Source organism: Pantoea trifolii (assembly GCF_024506435.1).
GTDB lineage: Bacteria > Pseudomonadota > Gammaproteobacteria > Enterobacterales > Enterobacteriaceae > Pantoea > Pantoea trifolii.
On the sequence record NZ_JANIET010000001.1, the window covers coordinates 1063836 to 1086429 of the forward strand.

A 22594-nucleotide genomic window follows, 5' to 3' on the forward strand; every position below is an offset into this window, starting at 1 on the left:
TCGCTCACCGGGCGGTGAGCGAGCCGGGCAGATTACTGGGCGAGCCAGTCAGCGATTTGCTGCTGAATACCGGCGGCATCCAGTTGGTAATCCTGACGCACTTCTTCCTGCGTACCTTGTGGGATGAACTCATCCGGCAGACCGAGGTTGAGCACTGGCACGCGCAGGCGTTTTGCCATCACGTACTCGTTGACGCCGCTACCGGCACCGCCTTTAATGGCGCCTTCTTCCAGCGTAACCAGCGAATCGTGGCTGGCCGCCAGTTCGGCGATCAATGCCTCGTCGAGTGGCTTCACAAAACGCATATCCACCAGCGTGGCATTCAGCGCTTCCGCAGCGGCAGCGGCTTCTGGCAGTAAGGTACCGAAGTTAAGGATCGCCAGCTTTTCGCCGTGACGCTTCACGATGCCTTTACCCAGCGGCAAGCTCGCCAGCGGTTCCAGCGTTGCGCCGGTGCCGGTACCGCGCGGGTAACGTACCGCACTTGGGCCAGCCTGATAGTGATAACCGGTGTACAACATCAGACGACATTCGTTTTCATCGCTTGGCGTCATGATCACCATCTCTGGCACGCAGCGTAAGAACGCGATATCAAATGCGCCCTGATGAGTTTGACCATCCGCGCCGACAATGCCGCCGCGATCGATAGCAAACAGCACCGGCAATTTCTGGATGGCGACGTCGTGGATCAGCTGATCGTAGGCGCGCTGCAGGAAGGTTGAGTAGATCGCCACAACCGGTTTGTAACCACCAATTGCCATGCCCGCCGCGAACGTCACGGCGTGCTGCTCGGCAATCGCCACATCAAAATATTGTTGCGGATAATCGCGCGAGTAGCTCACCATGCCGGAACCCTCACGCATCGCTGGCGTGACCGCCATCAAACGCGCATCGTCAGCGGCCATTTCACTCAGCCAGTTGCCGAAAATCTTTGAGTAGCTTGGCAAGCCCGGCACGCTTTTCGGCAGCGCTAGGCTGGCGGGATCGAATTTCGGTACCGCATGCCAGGTGATCGGATCTTCTTCCGCCGGGGCATAACCTTTGCCCTTTTTGGTCATAATGTGCAGGAACTGCGGACCTTTCAGATCGCGCATGTTCTTCAGCGTGCTCACCAGCGTCAGCACGTCGTGGCCATCCACCGGGCCGATATAGTTAAAGCCCAGCTCTTCAAACAGCGTGCCCGGCACCACCATGCCCTTCAGGTGCTCTTCGGTGCGTTTCACCAGCTCTTTAATCGGCGGCAAACCGCCCAATACACGCTTGCCGCCTTCGCGCAGGCGTGAATAGGTTTTTCCGGAGAGAATCTGTGCCAGACGATTGTTGAGTGCGCCCACGTTTTCGGAGATCGACATCTCATTATCGTTGAGGATCACCAGCATATCCGGCTTGATGTCACCGGCGTGGTTCATGGCTTCAAACGCCATGCCCGCTGTGATCGCGCCATCGCCAATGATACAGGCGGTGCGGCGGCCTTTACCTTCACGCTCGGCGGCAACGGCCATGCCGAGACCGGCGCTGATTGAGGTGGAAGAGTGACCCACGCTTAACACGTCGTACTCACTCTCTCCGCGCCACGGGAACGGATGCAGGCCATTTTTCTGGCGGATGGTGCCGATGCGATCGCGGCGTCCGGTTAGAATTTTGTGCGGATAAGCCTGATGGCCGACGTCCCACACCAGATGATCAAAGGGGGTGTTATAAACATAATGCAGCGCGACTGTTAGCTCGACGACGCCCAGACCCGATGCAAAGTGGCCGGAAGAACGGCTCACGCTATCCAGCAGATACTGACGCAGTTCGTCACACAGCTCCGGAAGTTTTTCTTTCGGTAATAAACGTAATTCCTGAACCGTGTTGGCTAACGCCAGTGTCGGGTATTTTGCAATATCAAAACTCATCAGAGACTCATTATGAAAGTTATTTATCGCGTTCAATTATGAAGCTTGCCAGCGCTTGTAAGGCGAGTGTGTTGTAAGACTGTGCCGCCAGAATATCGAGCGCGCCGAGCGCCTCTTGATAAAGATCCCAGGCTTTACTGCGGGCATTTTCCAGCCCCATCAATGCAGGATAGGTGCTTTTACCCAACGCCTGATCTGAGCCCTGTGTTTTCCCTAACACGGCGGTATCGCCGATTACATCGAGGATGTCATCCTGCACCTGAAACGCCAGTCCGATGGCGTTGGCGTAGATATCCAGCACCGGCAACGCGGCGCGGCCACGCTCCCCGGCGGCTAATGCGCCAAGACGTACCGCTGCACGTATTAACGCGCCGGTTTTATGACGGTGAATCTGTTCCAGCTGCGCCAGATCGATACTTTTTCCTTCCGCCGCCAAATCCAACGCCTGACCGCCGCACATGCCTGCCACGCCGCTGGCCTGCGCCAGTTCGGAAATCATCGCAATACGCGCTTCGGCGTTGACGCCGGGCATCGGCTGATCGGCCAGAATCGAAAAGGCCAGAGTTTGCAAAGCATCGCCGGCGAGAATCGCCGTGTCTTCACCATATTTTATATGGCAGGTTGGCTGCCCGCGGCGTAACGCATCGTCATCCATCGCCGGCAGATCGTCATGAATCAGGGAATAAGCATGAATGCATTCCACGGCCGCAGCCGGAACATCCAGGCTGGCCGCATCGGCCTTCAGCATTTCACCTGTTGCGTACACCAGAAAGGGACGCAGACGCTTACCGCCTAATAATGCCCCATACTCCATGGCATTCACCAGAGGAGAACTCTGAAAAGGAAGTGGATCTATTAAACGCGTCAAGGCCTGATTAACGCGTTGATGGTAAGCGCTCAGCAGTTTAGCGAAATCCATTACTCATTTTCCGGGGTAAAAGGGGCGAGGGCGGCATCTTTCTCTTCGCTGAGCAGGATTTGCACGCGCTGCTCTGCCTGCTGCAGAGTTTGCTGACCGGTACGTGCCAATTGTACGCCGTGTTCGAATTCGTTCAGCGCCTGCTCCAGCGGCAGCTCGCCACTTTCCAGACGGCTGACAATCTGTTCCAGCTGCTGCAATGCGCTTTCAAAACTGGCTGGCGCTTCGGCTTTTTTCGGCATAATCAGTGTCGACTCACAGGTTAGGACATTATCTTGCAATTGGTCATGGTAGCCGACAGGGATTAATTAGCAAAATAATGAATGTGAAGAAGGTTGCTTAAAGCAGTCACCCAGCAAAGGTGGTATACTTTTGCGCCTCGGATGCGGGGGCTCCTGAATCAACCCGCAATTATATGATTTTAACAGTTAAGTGCTGATGCTTTTAGCACTTATTTGTCCAAACGAATCCCTGTCGCCATGAAGTTTATCGTCAAGTTGTTCCCAGAAATCACCATCAAAAGTCAGTCGGTGCGTCTGCGCTTTATCAAAATTCTCTCCAGTAGCATTCGTAATATTCTGCGCACTGTCGATGAAGACATCAAAGTCGTGCGCCATTGGGACCACATTGAAGTGCGTTCTAAAAATGAGTCGCTGCGTGAGACCCTTGTCACCGAACTGACGCGCATTCCGGGCATACATCATGTGCTCGCGGTAGAAGATCGCTCGTACACCGATATGCACGATATTTTCGAGCAGACGCTGGTGCTGAACCGCGAGCGTCTGGAAGGCAAAAGTTTCTGCGTGCGCGTGAAGCGTCGCGGCAAGCACAGCTTCAGCTCGCAGGACGTGGAACGCTATGTGGGCGGCGGCCTTAATCAGCACATCGCCAGCGCGCGCGTGCAGCTCAATCGCCCGGAGGAAACGGTGAATCTGGAGATCGAAGACGATCGCCTGTTGCTGATCACCGCACGCTATGAAGGCTTAGGCGGTTTCCCGATTGGTACCCAGGAAGATGTGCTGTCACTGATTTCCGGCGGTTTCGACTCCGGCGTGTCGAGCTATATGCTGATGCGCCGCGGTTGCCGCGTGCATTACTGCTTCTTCAACCTTGGCGGTGCGGCACACGAGATAGGCGTGCGTCAGGTTGCGCATTATCTCTGGCAGCGTTTTGGTCGCTCGCACCGCGTGCGTTTCGTGGCGATCAACTTCGAGCCGGTAGTCGGTGAGATTCTGGAGAAAGTGGACGACGGCCAAATGGGCGTGGTGCTAAAGCGCATGATGGTGCGTGCGGCGTCGATGGTGGCGGAGCGTTACGGCGTGCAGGCGCTGGTGACCGGCGAAGCGCTGGGCCAGGTTTCCAGCCAGACGCTGACTAACCTGCGTTTGATCGATAACGCCTCCGATACGCTGATTCTGCGTCCGCTGATCTCCCATGATAAAGAGCACATCATCGATGTGGCGCGTAAGATCGGCACTGAAGATTTTGCCCGCACCATGCCAGAGTATTGCGGTGTGATTTCGAAAAGCCCAACCGTTAAAGCGGTGAAGGGCAAGATCGAAGCGGAAGAGCAAAACTTCGATTTCGAGATTCTTAATCGCGTGGTGCAGGAAGCCAGCAACGTCGACATCCGTGAAATCGCCGAGCAGACGGAAGAAGAAGTGGTGGAAGTTGAAACCGTTGACTCTTTCACCCGCAACGACGTAGTGCTGGATATCCGTTCGGCCGATGAGCAGGAAGCAAAGCCGCTGGAAGTTGAAGGCGTTGAAGTGAAAACGTTGGCGTTCTACAAACTCAGCACCCAGTTTGGCGATTTGGACCAGAGCAAAACCTGGCTGCTGTATTGCGATCGCGGTGTGATGAGTCGCCTGCAGGCGCTCTATCTGCACGAGCAGGGCTTCAAAAACGTAAAAGTTTATCGCCCGTAATTAGTAGGGTCGCCATTTATGGCGACCTCTGCCAATTAACGCTCTTCAAACTCCTGATAATTATAAATTCCCGCCGCCAGTACCAGCTGTGAAGCCACTTCACGCGCGGTCTCTTTATCCACCAGCAAATCAATCAGCTTCAACGCAAAATCAATCGCGGTGCCCGGTCCCTGGCTGGTCAGCAGATTAACGCGCGGATCCCACACTACGCGGCGCTCCATCCATTTACTGTCTGGAATGGTGTCACGCAGGCCGGGAAAACCGGTCATATTGCCGACGGGAAACAGATCGTGCGTGACCAAAACCGTGCCCGGCGCGGCACAAATTGCCGCCACAATTTTGCTGGAGAGATGGAACTGGCGCACGGTTTCCACCAGCAATGGGCTGTCGCGGAAAGTCTCCGCGCCTTTCAAACCGCCGGGCAGTACAATCGCATCGTAATCGTTGTCCGCGACCTCAACCAAAGGCGCATCCGCCAGCAGCCGCACACCGCGCGAGCAGACGATCTCACGCGTGCCATCGCTCTCCACGCTGGCGGTGGTGACGCTTAATCCGCCGCGTATCAGCAAATCGATAGTGGTGACCGCTTCGGTCTCTTCACTTCCATGTGCCAGGCAAACCAGAACCGATGCGTTCGCGCTCATAGTAGGACTCCTTACGTTTAATCAGATCGTACAAACGGGTATTTTCCGGCAGTGAAATGCCCTGCGCGCGGGCGCGACGCAAGAGGTAACCGGTGATGTAATCAATTTCGGTCAGACGCTGCGCCCGCACATCCTGCAGCATCGATGAGGTATTGGCAGCGGTGCTATCGATCACGTCGTAAATAATATCGCGCAGATTATCCACCGCCATGTGCTGACCTTCGCGCTCCATCACCCAGGCGATCTCTTCGCACAGCAACGTTATTTGTTCCGGCCAGGCACGCAGCGCACCGTTTTGGCAATCGTGTTCAACGGTCATCGGGTTGATTACGCAGTTGATGGCCAGCTTGCGCCAGCTGGCGGCGGCGATGTTGTCATGCCAGGCCACGTCCGGCAGCGCCTGATGCAGAATATCGGCGATATCGCTCAGCGCGGCGCTCTCGCGATTAGCAGGACCAATGTGCGTGATGCCGTGCGCGATATGTTTGATCACCGTGCCGTCGCGCATCGCGGCGTGCGTGGTAATGCCGCGCAGCAGCGGCTGGCGCAGGTCTTTCAACTCTTCCAGCGTACCCATACCATTATGCAGCAGCAGAATCGGCGCGTGCGTCGGCAGCACGCTTTGCAGGTTTTTCACTGCAGGAGAAACCTGCGGCGCTTTGAGCGTCACCAGTAATAGCTGGCTTTCGGCGAGGAACAGCGGATCGTTGGCGATAAAGGTGTGATTGCTCACCTGGCCTTGCGGATCGACCACGTTGGCGGAGCAATACGGCTGCGGCACACGTAACCAACCCTGCACCTCATGTCCCTGACGGGCGAGAGCGGCGAGCCAAATTTGACCTAAGGCGCCACACCCCAACACGGTAATTTTCATTTTGCCTCCCGTGGGCGGGTTCCGGTTTTCACGTTACGAGTCAGTATAGCTTTCCATGTATCGTGTTTTATTAGCGCCACAAGACGCGTATTATGCATGTCACTTTAGTATCAGGAGAAGAAAAGATGCCATCTTTCGATATCGTTTCCGAAGTCGAATTGTCGGAAGTGCGAAATGCCGTGGAGAATGCGAGCCGCGAGATCTCAACCCGTTTCGATTTCCGTAACGTGAGCGCAACCATTGAGCTCAACGAAAAGAATGAGACCATCAAACTCAGCAGCGAATCTGATTTTCAGGTAAAGCAGCTGGTGGATATTCTGCGCGAAAAGCTGCTGAAGCGTGGCATTGAAGGCGCGGCGATTGAAGTGCCAGAAGAGATCGTGCACAGCGGTAAAAGCTGGTCGGTGGAAGCCAAGCTGAAGAAAGGTATCGAAAGCGATATCGCGAAAAAGCTGGTGAAGCTGATTAAAGACAGCAAGCTGAAAGTGCAGACGCAGATTCAGGGTGAAGAACTGCGCGTAACCGGTAAGTCACGCGACGATCTGCAAGGTGCGATGGCGCTGGTGCGCGGTGGCAACCTCGGTCAGCCTTTCCAGTTCAAAAACTTCCGCGACTAATCGCGTTTGTCGCGCGCCGCACGACGATAGAGCGTGCTGCGTGCGACGCCTAAGGCTTCCGCCGTTTTACTGATATTGCCATTAAAGCGCTGCAGCGTTTCGCTGATCAACCGTTCATCATGACTCTGCCGATCGGGCTGTGGCGGCAACGCCGCGCGACGATACTCGGCCGGCAAATGCACCTCAGTGACTTCCTCACCTTCATCCGCCAGCGCCAGCAGCACGCGTAACAAGCTACGCAATTGCCGCACGTTGCCCGGCCACGGCAGCTGTGCCAGTGCTGTTAATAAAGCAGGTGAAAGCTGAATATCACGATCCGCGCCGCCCAGCTCCAGCCATAAACGGCTGATAAAACCTTCTACGTCCGGCCAGTCGCGCAGCGGCGGAATGGTCATTGAGAATTCCTGCAGGCGATAGAGCAAATCTTCGCGGAATTCGCCTTCATTTACGCGCTGTGCCAAATCGCGGTGCGTGGCGCTGATCACCGCAAAATTTACCGGCCAGCTGTGGCTGGAGCCGAGTGGCGCCACCTCTTTCTCCTGCAACACGCGTAGCAAGCGGGTTTGCAGCGCCAGCGGCATATCGCCAATTTCATCGAGAAACAGCACGCCGCCATCCGCTTCACGGATTTTACCGATATAGCCATTCTTGCTGGCACCGGTGAACGCGCCGGGTTGATAGCCAAACAGCTCAGATTCAATCAGCGCTTCTGGGATAGCCGCGCAGTTAATGGCAACGAATTTACCTTCGCGCCAGCGGCTCTGCTGATGCAGCGCGCGGCTGACATACTCTTTGCCGCTGCCGGTTTCGCCGTGAATGCACAGTGAAACGCCGGCATTGAGCAGCCGCACCATCTTCTTGCCATCGCGGCCCAGCGAGAAGGGCAGATCGCTGGCGGATTCGCTCGGCGTGGCAAAATGGCTGCGCTGCGGCGCACGCAGGCGGAAATAGTAGCGCTGCGCGGCGTAATCGAGCGGAACGGGAATGGTGTTGGCTTGCTGCTGCTGTTGCGGGAACAGTTGTTGAAAGGTCACGCTGCCGAGTTGTTCGACGCTCAGCGCCAGTTCGCGCATCGCCAGACGATTAGCGGCGGTCAGGACGTTGTCCGAGAACACCAGCAGCAGTTCATCGCTGGTATCGATGCCCTGCGGCTGCAGATGCAGGCTCATCAACCATTGCTGCGGATGCAGGCTCTGTTTTACCCACAGGTATTCGATCTGTTTCGCCGCCGCTTTCACCCAATTAAAGGTTTGCGGATGCGGGAAGTGCGCCGGGCCGGAAATATCCAGCACGCCAGCAATTTGGCCGTTCGGCATTTGCAGCGGCATCGCCGCGCAGTACAAGCCTTGATTGAGCGTCAGGAAGTGCTGATGACCTTCAATTTCGCAGCCGTCATCAATCGCCAGCGCGGTGCCAATCGCATTGGTACCACGCCCGCATTCACTCCACAAATTGCCCGGCGCCAGCGCATAACGTTGGGCTTTTTCCATCGAAGGCATATCGCCAAAGGTATTCAACACCAAACCGGTGGCATCCGACAGAATCACCACCGATTGCTTCTCGGCCAGTCTCTGCGCCAGCTGTTTAATAACCGGCTGCGCGAACTGCTGCAGCCCGGCATTGCTGGCGAGCACATCGGCCAGTTCACCCTGACGAACACGAGGAAAATCATCGGCGGTGCGATCGAGACCATACAGCTGGCTACGAAACCAGGAGTCGCTTAACAGCGGATTGGTGTTAACGGCAGACGCGGATGGATTTCCCTGCATTGATGACCTCATGCCCAAGCGAAAGTGTTGCAGCATTGTAGCGGGTTGGTTTCTGTACTGTTGCGATACGCAACACAGATGGTGAACTTTTCTGCACAACATCTGCAAACCAAGCCACACGTGGGTTTATAACTTGATGATTAAATTTATATTTTTTCAAATAATCAGCTGATGAAAAAAGCTGGCACGCCCGCTGCAATAGCTTCTTTGACAGCATGTTCTCTGAATGGCGACTGACCTTTCAGATTATCTGACCCTACATAAAGGAGTTTGCGATGCGTTATGCACATCCCGGCACGCCCGGCGCTTTGGTTTCATTTCAGGCGACTTACGGCAACTACATTGCGGGCAAATTCGTCGAGCCGCTCAGCGGCCAATACTTCACCAACACCTCGCCAGTGAATGGCAGTGATATCGCCCAGTTTCCGCGTTCGGATGCGCGTGATATCGATTTAGCGCTGGACGCGGCGCATCAGGCGGCCGATGCCTGGGGAAAAACCAGCGTGCAGCATCGTGCCAACATCCTGCTGCAGGTGGCGGACCGTATTGAGGCCAATCTCGAAAAACTGGCCGTAGCGGAGAGCTGGGATAACGGGAAACCAATCCGCGAAACCCTGAATGCCGATCTGCCGCTGGCGGTGGATCACTTCCGTTACTTCGCCGGTTGCCTGCGGGCGCAAGAGGGCAGCACTGCGGAGATCGATGAAACCACCGTGGCGTATCACTTCCATGAGCCGCTCGGCGTGGTTGGGCAGATCATTCCGTGGAACTTCCCGCTGTTAATGGCGGCGTGGAAACTGGCGCCGGCGCTGGCGGCGGGGAACTGTGTGGTGCTGAAACCGGCGGAACAGACGCCGCTGGGCATTACGCTGCTGATGGAGGTGATTGGCGATCTGTTCCCGGCTGGCGTGTTGAATGTGGTGCAGGGCTTTGGTCGTGAAGCGGGTGAAGCGCTGGCGACCAGCAAACGCATCGCTAAAATCGCCTTTACCGGTTCAACGCCGGTGGGTCGTCACATCATGGCCTGTGCCGCCGAAAACATCATTCCCTGCACCGTCGAGCTGGGCGGCAAGTCGCCGAATATCTACTTTGCCGATGTAATGGACGGCGAGGATGAGTTTATTGAGAAAGCGGTGGAAGGGTTAGTGCTCGGTTTCTTCAATCAGGGCGAAGTCTGTACCTGTCCGTCACGCGCGTTGATTCACGAATCGATCTATCAACCCTTTATGGATCGCGTGATGGCAAAGGTGGCGAATATCCGTCGTGGCGATCCACTAGATAGCGACACCATGATTGGCGCGCAGGCTTCACGCCAGCAATTCGATAAAATCCTGTCGTATATCAACATCGCTCGCGACGAAGGCGGGCAGATTCTCACCGGTGGCGATCGCGCCAGCATGGCCACCGAGCTGAATGATGGATTCTACATTCAGCCGACCTTAATCAAAGGAACCAACCAGATGCGTTGTTTCCAGGAGGAGATTTTTGGCCCGGTGATTGGTGTTACCACCTTTAAGGATGAGGCAGAAGCGCTCGCCATCGCCAACGAAACCCAGTTCGGTCTTGGTGCGGGCGTGTGGACGCGCGACACCAATCTGGCTTATCGCATGGGACGCGGCATTAAAGCCGGTCGCGTCTGGACCAACTGCTATCACATCTATCCCGCTCACGCGGCATTCGGCGGCTACAAGCAATCGGGGGTGGGCCGTGAGACGCACAAGATGGCGCTCAGCGCCTATCAACAAACCAAAAATCTGCTGGTTAGCTATGGCACCGCGCCTTTGGGCCTGTTCTGAGTCCGCATCCGATCAAATGGAGAGTGAAAGATGAATATGCAAATCAAAACCACCATGAAAGCCGCCGTTGTGAAGGCTTTTGGTGAACCGTTAGTGATTGAGCAGGTGCCGGTGCCGCAGGTCGGGCCGGGGCAGATTTTGGTGAAAATCGCGGCGACCGGCGTATGCCATACCGATCTCCACGCCGCCGAAGGCGACTGGCCGATTAAACCTAATCCGCCATTTATTCCGGGCCACGAAGGTGTTGGCCAGGTGGTTGCATTGGGCGAGGGCGTTAAGCACCTGAAAATGGGCGATCGCGTCGGTGTGCCATGGCTCTATTCGGCGTGCGGTCACTGCGAACACTGTCTCGATAGCTGGGAAACGCTGTGTCTGTCGCAGCAAAATGCCGGTTACTCAGTGAATGGCAGCTTCGCGGAATACTGCCTCGCCGATGCCAACTATGTCGGCATCATTCCGGATAACGTCGATTACAACGAAATCGCGCCAATCCTCTGTGCGGGCGTTACCGTGTATAAAGGGCTGAAAATGACCGATACCAAACCTGGCGATTGGGTGGTGATTTCCGGTATCGGCGGCTTAGGGCATATGGCGGTGCAGTACGCGGTGGCGATGGGTCTGAACGTGGCGGCGGTGGATATCGATGATGAGAAGCTGGAGTTTGCTAAACGTCTCGGTGCCAGCGTGGTGGCGAATGCGAAAAATGTCGATCCGGCCAAGGTGTTCCAGGAGAGTTTTGGCGGTGCGCACGGCGTGCTGGTCACGGCGGTTTCACCAAAAGCGTTCGAACAGGCGATTGGTACGCTGCGTCGTGGCGGCACCATGGTGCTGAACGGTTTGCCGCCGGGCAAATTCGATCTGTCGATTTTCGATATGGTGTTGGACGGCATTACGGTGCGCGGTTCCATCGTCGGTACGCGCAAAGATCTGCAGGAAGCGCTGGATTTCGCCGGTCGTCACAAGGTGAAAGCCACCGTGGCGGTTGAACCGCTGACGAATATCAACGATATCTTCGCGCGTATGCACGCTGGCAAGATTGAAGGGCGTATTGTGGTGGATATGTCGCTGTAACAAAAAGCCCGACGCAGTGGTCGGGCTGGTCATTTAACAGCTGGCGAGCAGCGCTTCAAGTTCGACGCGGCTCGTCACTTTGCTGTCGATTTTGATGTAGGCACTTTTCTCTTCCGGCACGATAAACACCGACGCCACGCCGGGCTGCGCTTTTAAACGCTTCTCAAGGTTTGGCACCGCCAGCACCGCATCGCTGAGCATAATGCGCAGGCTGCTAACGTAAGGCGGTTCCTGCATCGACATTGCCACAAACAGCCAGGCAGCCGCGACGATCGCGCCGACCAGGAACACGGTTTGTGCATCTACATGACCATAGATCCATCCGCCCATGCTGCCGCCAATCGCCACGCCAATGAACTGGCTGGTGGAGTAAATGCCCATAGCGGTGCCTTTATAGCCCGGCGGCGACTCTTTACTGATCAGCGATGGCAGAATCGCTTCCATCAGGTTGAAGGCGAGGAAGAACAGCTGCACGCCAATCACCAGCGTCCAGAAGTGGCCTGCCGCGCCCCACAATACGATTTCCGCGATGATGATGATCGCCACGCAGCCAACGAACACGCGCTTCATGCGGCGCTTCACTTCGGCATAGATAATGAAAGGCACCACAGCGACAAACGCCACCAGCATGGTCACCAGATAAACTTTCCAGTGTTCTGCCGCCGGTAAACCGGCTTGTTCAAACTGTCCCGGCAGCGCCACGAAGCTCGACATCAACAGAATGTGCAGGCAGAGAATGCCGATATTCAGTTTTAACAGTTTTGGATTGGTCAGCACCGCACGGATGCTGCCTTTCACCATGCCGGACTCACGGTTCAATACATGATTTGGCGCATTCGGTACCACAAATAAGGTGATGACGATGCCCAGCGTCGCGAGGATGGCGATCATCCAGAACAGCGCGTGCAAGCCGAGCGCGTGGGTGACAATCGGGCCAACTACCATGGCAATGGCAAAGGTGACGCCAAAGCTGATGCCGATAAACGCCATCGCTTTGGTGCGGTTCTGTTCACGGGTTAAGTCCGACAGCAACGCCATTACCGCGGCGGCAATCGCGCCGGAACCTTGTAATGCGCGGCCTAAAATCACGCCCCAAATGGTGTCGGAGGTGGCGGCGATTACGCTGCCGAAAACGAACAGCAGCAGTCCGCCGACGATCAGTGGCTTACGGCCGACGCGATCGGAGAGCAGACCAAAGGGAATCTGGAAGATGGCTTGTGCCAAACCATAGATACCGATTGCTAGACCAATCAGTGTTTCACTGGCGCCCTGTAACGCCATGCCGTACGTGGTGAGTACCGGCAAGACCATAAACATTCCCAGCATGCGCAGGGAAAAAACGGTACCTAAACCCCATGTAGCGCGTAGCTCTACTGGCGTCATTTTATTGTCGTTCATGTTTACCTCAAAATTATACTGCGCCCATTTTAGGCAGCAGGGCAGGGCGGGTAAAACATTTGTTCTTAAGCAGTGGTAACAAAAAGAAAGGGCGCGAAATTCGCGCCCTTTCTGGTTTTGCGGAGCTGAATTACCAGACGTAAGTCAGCAAATCCTTCGACGCTGGCGTCATGAAATCAACCGACATCATCACGCTCAGGGCGGTGATAGCGACAATCGAGAACACAAACAGTTTACGTGCCCAAACTTTGTCGTTTGAGGTTTTGTAACCTGAAAGTGCCATGCCGAGCCACCACACGCTAACGGCTGCAGCCACCACCAGATATTTGTAGCCCGCGTAACCGCCAAGGGTCAGCATCAGCGTGGCAATCATGAACGCCAGGATATACAGCGTAATATGATTTTTTGCCACTGAGATGCCTTTCACCACCGGCAGAACCGGAATGTTGGCAGCCTGGTAATCTTTAAAGCGGAAGATGGCAATCGCATAGGAGTGCGGCATCTGCCACAGGCTAAAGATAGCCAGTAAAATCAACGCGCCAGCATCAAACTGGTTGGTCACTGCGCAGTAGCCAATCACCGGCGGCGCAGCGCCAGAGAGACTACCAATCAGCGTGCCGTAGACAGAGTTACGCTTCATATAGAGGCTGTAAACGCCTACGTAAACCACGAAGCCCATCACCGCCAGCCACATGGCCAGCGGGTTAGCGCCGAAATACAGCAACGCAAAGCCAGCAATACCCAATGCGGTTGCATAAACCAGGCTTACTTTCGCCGAGATCAGGCCTTTGACCAGAACACGGTTCCGCGTTCTCTCCATTTTGATGTCGATATCGCGGTCAATCACGTTGTTAAAAACACAACCTGATGCGACAACCAGCGATACGCCCACCAGCGAGGCGAGAAACAGGGTGTAATCAATGCTGCCTTTCGAAGCCAGCAGGAATCCACCGATCACAGAAATTAAATTGCCGAAAATAATTCCTGGTTTTGTTACTTGCAGGTATTGCTTAATCATTACGCGACTCTTTAGTGGGCCATCATGTTGTAGTTGAGGTTCCACATAATCCACAGTGAGCCTACAACAACAATCAAGATAATGAGTGCTGAGAAGACGATGGCCACCATGTTCCAGCCACCTTCTGATTTGCTGTCTAAGTGCAGGAAGTAGACGAGGTGAACCAGCACCTGAACTACCGCACACACCAGAACCACACCCAGAATAGTGCCGTGTGAAGCGCCGCCATCCATTACCATCCAGAACGGAATACCGGTCAGGATGATAGAGAGGACGAAGCCGATCATGTAAGACTTCACGCTACCGTGCGAAGCGCCATGTTCGTTAACAGAATGACTCATTACATGGCTCCCATCAGGTAGACAACGGTGAATACGCAGATCCAAACCACATCCAGGAAGTGCCAGAACAAGCTGAGGCACATGATACGGGTGCGGTTGGTTGCAGTCAGACCACGTTTAGAAATCTGGAACATCATCACTGCCATCCAGATCAGGCCAGAGGTCACGTGCAGACCGTGCGTGCCGACCAGCGTGAAGAACGCTGACAGGAAGCCGCTGCGATCGGGACCGAAGCCTTCTTTGATCAGGTGATGGAATTCATAGATTTCCATGCCGATAAAGCCAGCACCGAACAGGAAGGTCAACGCTAACCAGCTGATGACCGAACCTTTGTTCTGGTTGTTCATCGCAATCACTGCCATTCCATAAGTAATGGAGCTGAGCAGCAGCAGCGCGGTTTCGACCAGAACGAACGGCAGTTCGAAGATGTCTTTACCTGCCGGGCCACCGGCAGTGTTATTGACCATTACTGCATAGGTCGCAAACAGGGTTGCGAAGATAATGCAGTCACTCATCAGGTAGATCCAGAAGCCAAAGACTTTATTGGCTCCTGCATCGTGATGCCCATGCTCCGCATGGGCGTCGTGGTGGTGTTTTGCAGTTTCAGTTGACATTATTTCAGACCTGCTTTGCTGATTTCGTCAAAGTGCTTCTTCTCGATCTGCTCGACTTCAGCAACCGGCACGTAGTAATCCACGTCTTCATCGAAGCTCTTCACAATCCAGGTGACGATAGTACCCACGAAGGTGAGGCCAGCCAGCCACCAGATATGCCAGATCATGGCGAAACCGAAGACAGTCATCAGGGCCGCGATAACAACAGCTGCGCCGCTGTTTTTCGGCATATGAATTTCTTCATATTTTTCTGGCTGCTTGTACGCTTCGCCTTTCTCTTTCATTTCCCAGAACGCATCGCGCTCGTGGATATGCGGGATAACAGCAAAGTTGTAGAACGGCGGCGGTGAAGAGGTTGCCCACTCCAGCGTACGTCCACCCCACGGGTCACCGGTCAGATCGCGGTTCTGGTCGCGGTCACGCACAGAAACGTAGAACTGGGTAATCTGGCACAGAATACCGCAAGCGATCAGCGCCGCACCGCCAGCTGCAACCACCAGCAGTGAGTGGAACTGAGGATCGATGTCCTGGCTAATACGACGCGTCATACCCATGAAGCCCAGCGCATACAGCGGCATGAATGCCACGAAGAAGCCGATGATCCAGAACCAGAACGCGCGGATGCCCCATTTTTCATTCAGCGTGAAGCCGAATGCTTTCGGGAACCAGTAGGTCACGCCAGCCATACAACCGAACACCACACCACCGATAATCACGTTATGGAAGTGCGCGATCAGGAACAGGCTGTTGTGCAGAATGAAGTCCGCACCCGGAACCGCCAGCAGAACACCTGTCATACCACCAATCGAGAAGGTCACCAGGAAGCCGATGGTCCACAGCATCGCTGAGTGGAACTCAACGCGACCCTGATACATGGTGAACAGCCAGTTGAAGATTTTCACGCCGGTCGGGATAGCGATGATCATCGTCATGATACCGAAGAAGGCGTTTACGTTCGCGCCCGCACCCATGGTGAAGAAGTGGTGCAGCCAAACGATGAACGACAAGACGGTAATCGCGATGGTCGCCCACACCAGAGAGGTGTAACCGAACAGACGCTTTTTAGAGAAGGTAGCCGTGACTTCAGCAAAGACACCAAACACCGGCAGAACCAGGATGTACACTTCCGGGTGACCCCAGACCCAAATCAGGTTGACGTACATCATCATGTTACCGCCCATTTCATTGGTGAAGAAATGGAAGCCAAGGTAACGGTCAAGCGTCAACAGAGCCAGCGTAACGGTCAGTACCGGGAACGCAGCGATGATCAGGACGTTAGTACACAGTGATGCCCAGGTGAACACCGGCATTTTGAACAGGTCCATGCCCGGTGCACGCATCTTCAGAATGGTCACGAAGAAGTTGATACCGGTCAGTGTCGTACCGATACCGGACAGCTGGAGACTCCAGATCCAGTAATCGACCCCGACGCCAGGACTGTACTCCGCACCCGAAAGCGGCGGATAAGCCAACCAGCCGGTCTGTGCAAACTCGCCCACACCCAGAGAGATGTTCACCAGGATCACACCGATCGCGGTAAACCAGAAGCTCAGGTTGTTCAGGAACGGGAAGGCAACGTCACGTGCACCGATTTGCAGCGGTACCGCGATGTTCATCAGACCTACCACGAATGGCATCGCCACGAAGAAGATCATGATCACGCCGTGAGCGGTGAAGATCTGGTCGTAGTGGTGTGGCGGGAGTATGCCGGCTTCCCCAGCGGAAGCCATCACTTGTTGGGTACGCATCATTACCGCATCGGCAAAGCCGCGCAGCAACATGACGAACGCCATGATGATGTACATGATACCCAGTTTTTTGTGGTCGATGGAGGTGAACCATTCTGACCACAGGTACTGCCACTTACCAAAATAGGTAATCGCAGCAACCAGTGCCAGACCACCTAAGATGATAGCGGCGACCGTAACCACGATAATGGGTTCGTGGTATGGCACTGCATCCAGTGTTAATTTTCCGAACATCGTATTATTCCTCGGCTCCCGCGGAAGCGGCGTGACTCATGTCCATGCCTTTATGTTCTGGCATGTCCATCTTCCCGTGGCTCATCATGAACTTATCAATCACTTGCTTGAACAGTTCTGGATTTGCCGTTGAGAAATATTCCACCGGGTGATTTTCGCTTGGCGTGGCCAGTTTCTCGAAATCATCCATGGTGTTCAGCGCGTTAGGTGCCGCTTTAACTTTGGCAACCCACTGCTGGAATTCCGCATCGTCTTTAGTTGCAATGGCTTTGAACTTCATGCCAGAGAAACCACGACCACTGAAGTTCGCAGAGATACCGTCAAATGTTCCTGGCTCGTTGGCGATCAGATGCAGTTTGGTCTGCATACCGGCCATCGCGTAGATCTGGCTGCCGAGAGTAGGAATAAAGAAGGAGTTCATCACGGAGTTGGAGGTGATCTTGAAGTTCACCGGAGTGTTTGCCGGGAAGGCAATCTGGTTAACGGTTGCAATACCCTGTTCCGGGTAGATGAACAGCCATTTCCAGTCCAGTGCCACTACGTCGATCTCAACCGGTTTAACGTCAGAAACCAGCGGTTTGCTCGGCTCCAGCGCGTGGGTTGATTTCCAGGTCAAAACGCCGAGGAAGATAATGATCAGGATCGGAATGGTCCAGACCACGGCTTCCACTTTGTTCGAGTGTGACCAGTTAGGGCTATAAGTTGCGTTAGTATTGGTTGCCCGATATTTCCAGGCAAAGAATACTGCCATGAAGACTGCCGGGATAACGACGATCATCATCAAGCCGAAAGCTGTCAGAATCAACGAACGTTGCTCCAGTGCAATCTGTCCTTTGGGATTTAACAACGCACTATCGCAGCCACTGAGTAATACAGCGCCTGCAATTAATGACAAAATCCCCAAACTTTTATTGTATTTACTGAGTCTCATTTAACGACCTCAATGACAAAGGGCTCTATTGTCGTTTAAGTGTGCGCGCATTTTACGGGAAGGTTTATGCAGTGTAAACCAGCTTAAGGATGTGTCAGAAGGCTGTTGACACCTTTTGCTAAGGGTGTCACAGATGTTACGCAGGGTGACAAATTATTAACTGCGACAAGCAGTTGGCATCAATATAACAAAAACCAATGGTAGAAACCGCAGAAAAATCAGGGAAAGTATAAACCGTACTCTTAATACTCATTTATTTAACATTTCTGCATCATTTCAGCGATGTCTTTAATACAAAGTAATTGCGCACCGGATTTAAATATTCGCCAGCAGTTGTTAATTTAATGTTTCTAATTCGCTTTAAAAAAAATGCTATTGGTAAAATCGGCGACTGATATTTCTTAGCCGATTATTTCGTCACGAAAATTGGCTTACTTAACCCAGATTTTCCCGCGACGCTTTTTTAATGCCAAACTATCCAAAATAACCCCAAGTGCGACAGCCAACAGCGCGAATGCCATGCCGGCTTCAAACATCGGCGTGAGCAGCGCATTGATCTGCACAACTCCGCTGGCGTTGAGTGCTAATGCCAGCAGCCACAGTGCCAGCAAGCCGCAGCCGATGCTGAACAGACGCACCGTCCAGCGGTAACCTTGCGGCCACAAGCTGCGCATCACAAACTCCCCGCTCTGCTGCATGCTGTGCAAGGTACCGCGACACAGCCACAACAGCAGCAATCCCGGTACGCCAGCAAACACGGTGAAGGCATAGAAGGTCGGCCAGCCCCACAGTTCAACCAGCCAACCGGCAGCGGGACCGACGTAAACACGGCCCACGGCGGAGAGGGCAGAAAGCAGTGCGAACTGCGTTGCTGAGAAGGATTTGTTGCACAGCGTCATCAACAACGCGACAAAAGCCGCAGTGCCCATGCCGCCGCACAGATTTTCAATAAACACCGCGCTCGCCATGCTCCACAAGTGCGGTGGCGTCACCGCCAGCAACCAGTAAGCAAAGTTCGACACCGCTTGCAGTACGCCGAATATCATCAGGGCGCGGAACAAACTCAGGCGCTGCATTAGTACGCCGCCGTACAGTGCGCCGATGATGGTGGCCAAAAGGCCAAGCGTTTTGTTCACCAGACCGACATCGCCAGCGCTAAAACCGACGCCGCGAATAAGGAACGTGGTGGTGAGCGAGGCGGCAAACGCATCGCCGAGCTTATAAAGGATAATCAGCGTGATCAGCAGCCAGGCGTTATTACGCTGGAAAAAGTCTTTTAGCGGGAATGTCACGGCCTGGCGAAGCGAATGCGGTTCGCGCGCCGGCATCTCCGGCTCTTTCGCCAGCAAGGTGGCGATCAGGCCCGGCACCATCAGCAGCGCCATCAGCCAGTAAGTGGCTTGCCAGCCGAGATAGCGATCCGCTAACCACAGCGCCAGCCCGCCTGAAATCAACATCGCCAGACGATAGCCCAGAACGGTGATTGCCGCGCCGCTGCCGCGCTCTTCCGGCGGCAGCACATCGGTTTTCCAGGCATCAAACACGATATCCTGCGAGGCCGAACAGAAGGCAACCAGCACTGCGAGCGCGGCCAGCAGCGTCAAGTCACGCGATGGCTGCATAAAGCCCATGGCGATAATGCCGCCAATCAGCGCCAGCTGCGTGACCAGCAGCCAGCCGCGACGGCGACCAAGAAACGGTGGCGTATAGCGATCCATCATCGGCGACCACAGGAACTTAAACACGTAAGCCTGGCCGACAAGGGAGAAGAAACCGATGGTTTTCAGGTCAACATTCTCTACCGTCATCCACGCCTGTAACGTCCCGGCAGTTAACGCCAGCGGTAAGCCTGAGGCAAAACCCAGCAGCAGCAATACCGCCGCATTACGTTGGGTAAAAATACGCAGATAGTGAGATGTCATAGCCAACCTGAAATGAAGCCCGGCGAGGCGTCGCCGGGCAAATGACTGCGGAAATTAGCGGGCGTTCTGCTTGATGAAGTTGTGAACGCTGGTGTCCTGCGCCATATCAGCAATCACGTCACTCAGCGTTGAGTTAACCGCGTTGGTGATCTTCGCGTTGGTGGCGGTAAACGCGCCTTCTACGCTGTAAGTCTGGCGATAGTTTTTCACCTGCTTGTTACCGTTTTTCGCGGTGGCGATGATGGAGATATCTGCCTTGGTGGTGATGCTGTAGCGCACGTTGCCTTGTGTCACATCAGCGTACAGACCATTCACCACGATCTGCAGATCAACGGCACCGCTTGGGCCAATCATGTAGCCGCGCGACGTCATCTGCTTCTCTAACACTTCCTGCAGCAGGAAGCGCAGATCGCGGGAGGGTGTCAGCGTGATCAACTGACCATCACGGTTCACTTTTGCCAGCGCCTGATCGGAACGTTGATCGGCACCGTTAACGCTGATGGTGACGCCCATCAGGCTGGGATCTTGCTGCGGCAGTTGAATCTTCGGTTGAATATCCAACGTGGTGGTGTTGCTGGCACAGCCGGCCAAAATAAAAGCAGCCAGCAGAGGGAATAACAGTTTTTTCAACATACTCATTCTCGTTAGCATATGGGTTGGTTTGCAAAACTGCGGCCATCATAGCATTGCGCAGCGGTGAAAAAAGCCCCGGGCCAATGGAAATTGATTGTAAAGGCTTTTTTCGGACAGGATGAAACGCCAGCCGGTTGACCTGCGAGATAAGCAGGTTACTATGCGCAGCGCTGACGGATTTATTTACGGCCAAGCTGCGGAAGCGGTAAAAAACCTACTAATATTTAAACAGATGGGCACAGCGCTCGCCGGAAAGGAGTGTTAATCATGATTCGCGAACAAATAGAAGAAAAGTTGCGTAACGCTTTCGAACCTGCACATCTTGAAGTGCACGATGAAAGCTACCGTCATAACGTGCCCGCCGGTTCTGAAAGTCACTTTAAAGTGGTGATTGTCAGCGATCGATTTACCGGTCAGCGCTTTCTGCAACGTCATCGCGCTATTTATGGCGAACTGGCAACCGAATTGGCGGGCAGCGTACACGCGCTGGCACTGCATACTTACACACAAAAAGAGTGGGATGGATTGCAGGATACGGTTTTGGCTTCACCGAATTGTCGCGGTGCTGGCACGCTTGCCTGAATTCCCTACTTTCACATCTCCAAAAACGGCCTGCGGGCCGTTTTCATTTCATTTATTACACTCAAACGCGATCTACGGCGCAAAAAAGCAGCAAAACCGCTAAAAAGTGGTGAGTTTGCAGCCTCGACTCATTCCAGCGATGCCGCTATAATGCTGCGTCTATTTTTCCGGAATGTCTTCGGGACGCTTCTGGTGACAGGGATTAGGTTCTGCCTGCAGAGGCCGTCCCGGTTGTTGGATACGGCGCATTTTATGTGTGGTGTCTGAAGTTGACCGAGCACGTGATTTTTTGAGGTAACAAGATGACAGTTTCAGTAGAAACCACTCAGGGTCTGGGCCGTCGCATTTCGATTACTGTTGCAGCTGACAGCATCGAAAGCGCAGTGAAGAAAGAACTGGTGGAAGTGGCTAAGAAAGTCCGTATCGACGGTTTCCGTAAAGGCAAAGTGCCGGCACACATCATTTCTCAGCGCTACGGTGCTTCTGTTCGCCAGGACGTGCTGGGCGAGCTGATGACGCGCAACTTCGTTGACGCCATCATTAAAGAGAAAATCAATCCGGCTGGCGCACCAAACTATGTGCCGGGCGAATATAAAGAAGGCGAAGACTTCACCTACGCGGTAGAGTTCGAAGTGTATCCAGAAGTTGAGCTGAAAGGCCTGGACGCAATCGAAGTCGAGAAGCCAGTAGTCGAAGTGACTGACGCTGACGTTGATACCATGCTGGAAACCCTGCAGAAGCAGCAGGCGACCTGGAAAGAGAGCGATGCAGCAGCGACTGCTGAAGATCGCGCGACCATCGACTTCAGCGGTTCTGTTGACGGCGAAGAGTTTGAAGGCGGCAAAGCCTCTGACTTCGTGCTGGCAATGGGCCAGGGTCGTATGATCCCAGGCTTCGAAGAGGGCGTTGTTGGCCATAAAGCCGGCGAAACCTTCACTATCGACGTGAAATTCCCAGACGATTACCACGCAGAAAACCTGAAAGGTAAAGATGCGAAGTTCGACATCGTGCTGAAGAAAGTTGAAACCCGCGAACTGCCAGAGCTGACTGAAGAGTTCATCAAGCGCTTTGGCGTGGAAGATGGTTCAGTTGCCGGTCTGCGTGCAGAAGTGCGTAAGAACATGGAACGCGAGCTGAAAGGTGCTATCCGTAACCGCGTGAAGACGCAGGCAATCGACGGTCTGGTTAACGCCAACGACATCGACGTTCCGGTTGCACTGATCGACAGCGAAATCGACGTTCTGCGTCGTCAGGCTGCACAGCGTTTTGGTGGTAACGAGAAGCAAGCGCTGGAACTGCCACGTGAACTGTTCGAAGAGCAGGCTAAACGTCGCGTAGTGGTTGGTCTGCTGTTGGGCGAAGTGATTCGCATCAACGAACTGCAGGCTGATGAAGATCGCGTTAAGACGCTGATCGAAGAGATGGCTTCTGCGTACGAAGATCCGCAGGAAGTGATCGAGTTCTACAGCAAGAACAGCGAGCTGATGAACAACATGCGCAACGTGGCTCTGGAAGAGCAAGCGGTTGAAGCGGTACTGGCGAAAGCGAAAGTGACCGATAAAGCCACTAACTTCCAGGAACTGATGAACCAGACCTCTGCGGCCTGATTCATTCGTTAACCGTTAGTGCTAAGCCCGTGACTGAAAAGTCGCGGGCT

At 54.3% G+C, this 22594-nt stretch carries 21 protein-coding genes; 6 read left to right on the forward strand and 15 right to left on the reverse strand.

Annotation, left to right across the window (positions count from 1 at the left end; translation table 11 throughout):
- Nucleotides 1–32: 32 nt before the first annotated feature.
- From dxs to xseB, 3 genes are read right to left on the reverse strand one after another with little or no spacing between them, the layout of a single operon-like run.
- The gene (gene dxs, locus NQH49_RS04825; protein ID WP_256695786.1) at nucleotides 33–1898 is read right to left on the reverse strand and encodes a 1-deoxy-D-xylulose-5-phosphate synthase; all 1866 of its coding nucleotides are present in this window, start codon (nucleotides 1896–1898) and stop codon (nucleotides 33–35) included.
- A gap of 19 nt (nucleotides 1899–1917) precedes the next feature.
- A complete protein-coding gene (gene ispA / locus NQH49_RS04830; protein WP_256695787.1) occupies nucleotides 1918–2817 on the reverse strand; it encodes a (2E,6E)-farnesyl diphosphate synthase in 900 nt (299 codons plus the stop codon).
- Nucleotides 2817–3059 carry an exodeoxyribonuclease VII small subunit gene (xseB, locus tag NQH49_RS04835; RefSeq protein WP_256695788.1) on the reverse strand — a complete coding sequence of 81 codons (243 nt, stop codon included), beginning with the start codon at nucleotides 3057–3059 and terminating at the stop codon, nucleotides 2817–2819. Before xseB ends, ispA begins: the two co-directional genes overlap by 1 nt.
- 237 nt (nucleotides 3060–3296) lie before the next feature.
- Between xseB and thiI the strand changes: the two genes are divergently transcribed.
- Nucleotides 3297–4745: a tRNA uracil 4-sulfurtransferase ThiI gene (gene thiI, locus NQH49_RS04840; protein WP_256695789.1), complete on the forward strand. Its 1449-nt coding sequence runs from the start codon at nucleotides 3297–3299 to the stop codon at nucleotides 4743–4745.
- Nucleotides 4746–4780: 35 nt separating this feature from the next.
- On the opposite strand, the gene yajL is transcribed toward thiI, so the two are convergent.
- Nucleotides 4781–5389 (reverse strand): protein deglycase YajL, encoded by a 609-nt coding sequence (gene yajL / locus NQH49_RS04845; RefSeq protein ID WP_256695790.1) that lies wholly within the window; start codon nucleotides 5387–5389, stop codon nucleotides 4781–4783.
- Nucleotides 5343–6263 carry a 2-dehydropantoate 2-reductase gene (panE, locus tag NQH49_RS04850; protein ID WP_256695791.1) on the reverse strand — a complete coding sequence of 307 codons (921 nt, stop codon included), beginning with the start codon at nucleotides 6261–6263 and terminating at the stop codon, nucleotides 5343–5345. The genes yajL and panE overlap by 47 nt, the downstream gene beginning before the upstream one ends.
- A 125-nt stretch (nucleotides 6264–6388) precedes the next feature.
- Here panE and NQH49_RS04855 point away from each other — a divergent pair, with 125 nt between their 5' ends.
- Nucleotides 6389–6880 (forward strand): YajQ family cyclic di-GMP-binding protein, encoded by a 492-nt coding sequence (locus tag NQH49_RS04855; RefSeq protein WP_008103954.1) that lies wholly within the window; start codon nucleotides 6389–6391, stop codon nucleotides 6878–6880.
- Here the strand turns inward: NQH49_RS04855 and NQH49_RS04860 are convergent.
- Together NQH49_RS04860 and NQH49_RS04865 are read right to left on the reverse strand one after the other, a co-directional pair.
- On the reverse strand, nucleotides 6877–8649 hold the full coding sequence (locus NQH49_RS04860; protein WP_256695792.1) for a sigma-54-dependent Fis family transcriptional regulator: 1773 nt from the start codon (nucleotides 8647–8649) through the stop codon (nucleotides 6877–6879). The genes NQH49_RS04855 and NQH49_RS04860 overlap by 4 nt on opposite strands.
- Entirely contained in the window at nucleotides 8618–8866 is a 249-nt protein-coding gene (locus tag NQH49_RS04865; protein WP_256695793.1) for a hypothetical protein, read from the reverse strand. Before NQH49_RS04865 ends, NQH49_RS04860 begins: the two co-directional genes overlap by 32 nt.
- Before the next feature lie 58 nt (nucleotides 8867–8924).
- Between NQH49_RS04865 and exaC the strand changes: the two genes are divergently transcribed.
- Nucleotides 8925–10445 carry an acetaldehyde dehydrogenase ExaC gene (gene exaC, locus NQH49_RS04870; RefSeq protein WP_256695794.1) on the forward strand — a complete coding sequence of 507 codons (1521 nt, stop codon included), beginning with the start codon at nucleotides 8925–8927 and terminating at the stop codon, nucleotides 10443–10445.
- A gap of 30 nt (nucleotides 10446–10475) precedes the next feature.
- The gene (gene adhP, locus NQH49_RS04875; protein ID WP_256695795.1) at nucleotides 10476–11516 is read left to right on the forward strand and encodes an alcohol dehydrogenase AdhP; all 1041 of its coding nucleotides are present in this window, start codon (nucleotides 10476–10478) and stop codon (nucleotides 11514–11516) included.
- A gap of 33 nt (nucleotides 11517–11549) precedes the next feature.
- On the opposite strand, the gene NQH49_RS04880 is transcribed toward adhP, so the two are convergent.
- The 8 genes from NQH49_RS04880 to NQH49_RS04915 form a co-directional block, all read right to left on the reverse strand.
- A complete protein-coding gene (locus tag NQH49_RS04880; protein WP_256695796.1) occupies nucleotides 11550–12914 on the reverse strand; it encodes an MFS transporter in 1365 nt (454 codons plus the stop codon).
- Between the two features lie 130 nt (nucleotides 12915–13044).
- Nucleotides 13045–13932 (reverse strand): heme o synthase, encoded by an 888-nt coding sequence (gene cyoE, locus NQH49_RS04885; protein WP_008103945.1) that lies wholly within the window; start codon nucleotides 13930–13932, stop codon nucleotides 13045–13047.
- An 11-nt stretch (nucleotides 13933–13943) separates the two neighbouring features.
- On the reverse strand, nucleotides 13944–14273 hold the full coding sequence (locus NQH49_RS04890) for a cytochrome o ubiquinol oxidase subunit IV (RefSeq protein WP_007886986.1): 330 nt from the start codon (nucleotides 14271–14273) through the stop codon (nucleotides 13944–13946).
- Complete coding sequence (locus tag NQH49_RS04895; protein WP_007886985.1) at nucleotides 14273–14887, reverse strand: cytochrome o ubiquinol oxidase subunit III; 615 nt, start codon at nucleotides 14885–14887, stop codon at nucleotides 14273–14275. Before NQH49_RS04895 ends, NQH49_RS04890 begins: the two co-directional genes overlap by 1 nt.
- On the reverse strand, nucleotides 14887–16869 hold the full coding sequence (gene cyoB, locus NQH49_RS04900; RefSeq protein ID WP_256695797.1) for a cytochrome o ubiquinol oxidase subunit I: 1983 nt from the start codon (nucleotides 16867–16869) through the stop codon (nucleotides 14887–14889). The genes NQH49_RS04895 and cyoB overlap by 1 nt, the downstream gene beginning before the upstream one ends.
- A gap of 4 nt (nucleotides 16870–16873) precedes the next feature.
- Nucleotides 16874–17800: a cytochrome o ubiquinol oxidase subunit II gene (gene cyoA, locus NQH49_RS04905; RefSeq protein WP_101762426.1), complete on the reverse strand. Its 927-nt coding sequence runs from the start codon at nucleotides 17798–17800 to the stop codon at nucleotides 16874–16876.
- 431 nt (nucleotides 17801–18231) lie between these two features.
- Complete coding sequence (gene ampG / locus NQH49_RS04910; protein ID WP_256695798.1) at nucleotides 18232–19722, reverse strand: muropeptide MFS transporter AmpG; 1491 nt, start codon at nucleotides 19720–19722, stop codon at nucleotides 18232–18234.
- Between the two features lie 54 nt (nucleotides 19723–19776).
- A complete protein-coding gene (locus NQH49_RS04915; protein WP_256695800.1) occupies nucleotides 19777–20355 on the reverse strand; it encodes a lipoprotein in 579 nt (192 codons plus the stop codon).
- Nucleotides 20356–20622: 267 nt separating this feature from the next.
- On the opposite strand from NQH49_RS04915, the gene bolA reads away from it, so the two are divergent.
- Together bolA and tig are read left to right on the forward strand one after the other, a co-directional pair.
- Nucleotides 20623–20937: a transcriptional regulator BolA gene (gene bolA / locus NQH49_RS04920; protein ID WP_008103937.1), complete on the forward strand. Its 315-nt coding sequence runs from the start codon at nucleotides 20623–20625 to the stop codon at nucleotides 20935–20937.
- A gap of 302 nt (nucleotides 20938–21239) precedes the next feature.
- Entirely contained in the window at nucleotides 21240–22544 is a 1305-nt protein-coding gene (gene tig / locus NQH49_RS04925; RefSeq protein WP_256695801.1) for a trigger factor, read from the forward strand.
- Nucleotides 22545–22594 lie beyond the last annotated feature (50 nt).